Source organism: Streptomyces sp. W16 (assembly GCF_033194735.1).
In the GTDB taxonomy this organism is placed as follows: Bacteria; Actinomycetota; Actinomycetes; order Streptomycetales; family Streptomycetaceae; genus Streptomyces.
In genome coordinates, this window is record NZ_JAWOAI010000828.1 from 1 (window position 1) to 2917 (window position 2917).

General features: G+C 72.5%; 3 protein-coding genes and 1 pseudogene. All 4 read left to right on the forward strand.

Translation table 11 applies throughout. The features are described 5' to 3' along the window. A pseudogene (locus tag R6V09_RS50015) lies at positions 1-394 on the forward strand (RNA polymerase sigma factor); the annotation flags it as partial. Between the two features lie 85 nt (positions 395-479). Beyond that, on the forward strand, positions 480-1382 hold the full coding sequence (locus tag R6V09_RS50020; RefSeq protein ID WP_317888070.1) for an alpha/beta fold hydrolase: 903 nt from the start codon (positions 480-482) through the stop codon (positions 1380-1382). An 82-nt stretch (positions 1383-1464) separates the two neighbouring features. After that, positions 1465-2154 carry an alpha/beta fold hydrolase gene (locus R6V09_RS50025; RefSeq protein ID WP_317888071.1) on the forward strand — a complete coding sequence of 230 codons (690 nt, stop codon included), beginning with the start codon at positions 1465-1467 and terminating at the stop codon, positions 2152-2154. Positions 2155-2311: 157 nt separating this feature from the next. Continuing rightward, a partial coding sequence (locus R6V09_RS50030; protein ID WP_317888072.1) for a GNAT family N-acetyltransferase occupies positions 2312-2917 on the forward strand: 606 nt, incomplete at its 3' end.

The following is a 2917-nucleotide window of genomic DNA, read 5'->3' on the forward strand; positions in this document are numbered from 1 at the left end:
CGGCGACGCCGGCCGCCGCACCCGCGCCAGCCGCGTTGAAGCACGGGAGACCCTGGAGGCCGCCGAGAGCGGACACTTCGGCAAACTGGTCACCGAGCGCTGGTCGCCGGAGGCCGCGCTGGTCCGCGGGAACGAACCGGTGGGCGGCAGAAGCCTGTTGGTGCGCGGGATGGAGTGCGACCTGGAGGCCGGTGTACGCCAGCACCTCGCGCACGCCGTGGCCGGCCGGTCGCTCGTCGTCTGGGAGATGGACATCAGCAACCCCGACGACGACCCCGAGCACTGCCCGCCCGCCGTGGCCTGGCTGATGAGCCTGGACGGCGCCGGACGGGTGCACCGGCTGCGTCTGGTCCACCCCCGGCCGGTGCCGGTCCCGCACTCCCTCATGGTGTGACGGGCATCACGCGATCTGTTTCGAACTTCGCCCTCTCTCCCGCGTCCTGTCCGTGTCATCGCCACGTGCCGGACAAGGAGATTCCATGAGCACCACCCCCTCGACCGACCCGCTCGCCCCCGGAACCCACACCGTCGAGATCGACGGAGTCACCCAGCGCTACCACGTCCACGGGACCGGTCCCGTGTGCGTCGCGCACTCCGGCGGACCCGGCATCTTCTGGGAGTACCTGCGGATGCCCGCGCTGGAGGAGCACCTCACGGTCGTCTACCCGGAGCCCGTCGGCACCGGCGCCTCCGGCCGGCTGCCCACCCACCCGCACGGCTACACCCGGGCCCGCTACAGCCGCTTCCTCACGGCACTGATCGACCACCTCGGCGTCCCCGAGGTGCATCTGCTCGGCCACTCGCACGGCGGTTTCGTCGCCCAGTACCACGCGCTGCACCACCCCGACCGCCTCGCCGGCGTGATCCTCTACGAGAGCGCGCCGGTGACCGGTCCCGAGCACGGCGCCGAGGCCATGCGCCTGGTGCAGGAGTTCGCCGCCCGGCACGCCGACAACCCCGGGCTCCCCGAGGTCGTGGAGGCGTTCCAGAACATCCCCACCATCTCCGACGACGCGGGGACCACCGCCGTCGCCCGCGGACTGTTCCCCGCCTACTTCGCCGACTTCTGGGGCCGGGAGGGGGAGTTCGCCCCCGTCCGGGAGGCCGTGTCGGCCACCCACATCTCCGGGCTGGACGAGGACCTCGCTCCGGACGTCGTCGACGACCGCGCCACCCTGGGCGCGCTCATCGTGCCGACCCTCGTCCTCGTGGGCCGCCACGACTTCATCTGCGGGGTGCGCTGGGCCGAGGAACTGCACGGGCTGATCCCGGGTTCCGAGCTGGTGGTCCTGGAGAACAGCGGGCACTTCGGGCACCTGGAGGAACCGGAGGCCTTCGCGAAGGCGGTGACGGCGTTCGTCCAGGCCCCTGCCCGCAACTAGGTCATTTGGTCGAAGCCCCGGCGGATGGCCCGGCCTAGCGTGGAGCTGTCCGGAGGGTTTCCGACAAACAAGGAGCAACGGCATGAGTGCCGTCAAGAACATCGTTCTCGTGCATGGCGGATTCGTCGACGGTTCCGGATGGCAGTCCGTGCACCGCCTGCTCACCCAGGACGGATTCCGCGTCAGCGTCGTACAGAACCCGACGCTGTCCCTCGAAGGCGACGTCGCCGCCACCCACCGCGCCCTCGACGCCCTGGACGGTCCGGCGGTGCTCGTCGGACACTCCTACGGCGGCGCCGTGATCACCGAGGCCGGCCGCCACGACCGGGTCGCCGCGCTCGCCTACATCGCGGCCTTCGCGCCCGACAAGGACGAGTCGGTCGGCACCCTGGTCGCCGACCCGGCGCCCGGCGCGCCCGTGCCGCCGATCCTGCCGCCCGTCGACGGGTTCCTCTTCCTGGACCGGGACAAGTTCGCCGCGTCGTTCGCGGGCGACCTGCCGGCCGAGGACGCCGCGTTCCTGGCCGACGCGCAGGTGCCCTGGGGTCTGGACGCGCTCGGCGGCACGATCACCGAGCCCGCGTGGCGGACCAGGCCCAGCTGGTACCTCGTGGCGACCGACGACCACATGATCCCGCCGCCGGTCCAGCACCAGATGGCCGAGCGCGCCGGTGCCACCGTGGCCGAGGCCGCCGGCAGCCACGCCGTCTACGTCTCCCAGCCGGCGGCGGTCGCGGAACTGATCAAGCAGGCCGCGGCCGACCGGACCTGACCGCGTTCCCCGGCCGGCCGCCCGGGGCCGCCGCCGGCACGGAGTTCCCTCCGACACCCGCCGACCACCTGCCAACTCCCCCCGGCAGCCCGCCTGTTCCCCCCAGGCGGGCTGCCCGTGCGCCCTTCCCGAGACCACCCGAGAGAGAAGCAGAACCTTGACGACCGTCGTCCAGCCGTCCGTCGCCGAGCAGTCCGAGGCGGAAGCCCTCTACAGATTCCAGACGGAGACCCCCGAACCCGTCCGCACCGCGCTCGGCATGAGCGCCACCCGGATCGGCGGCGGGGTGGCGCTGTCGATGCGTCACGACAGCACCCACTTCTGGAGCAAGGCCCTCGGCTTCGGAGTCACCGCCCCCGTCACCGCCCAACTGGTCGAAGAGGTCTGCGACTTCTACCGCGCCGAGCGCACCCCGCAGGCCGTCCTGCAGATCGCGCCCGCCTTCCTGCCCGGGGACTGGCCGGAGATCTGCGCGCGGGAGGGCATCGTCCGCGACCCGTCCTGGGTCAAGCTCGTCTGCCCGACCGACGAGGCCGTCGCCCGCGCCGACGCCCTGGACCGGCCGTCCGACGGCATCCGGGTCACCCCGCTGGTCGCCGAAGAGGCCCTGGAATGGGGCACGGTGATGATGCGGGCCTTCGGCACACCGGTCGAGCACTACGCCGAGATGGCCGCCTCGACCGTGAACCGGCTCGGCTGGCATCCCTACGGCGCCTGGCTGGACGGCGAGCTGGTCGGCACCGGCACCCTGCTCGTCCGCGGC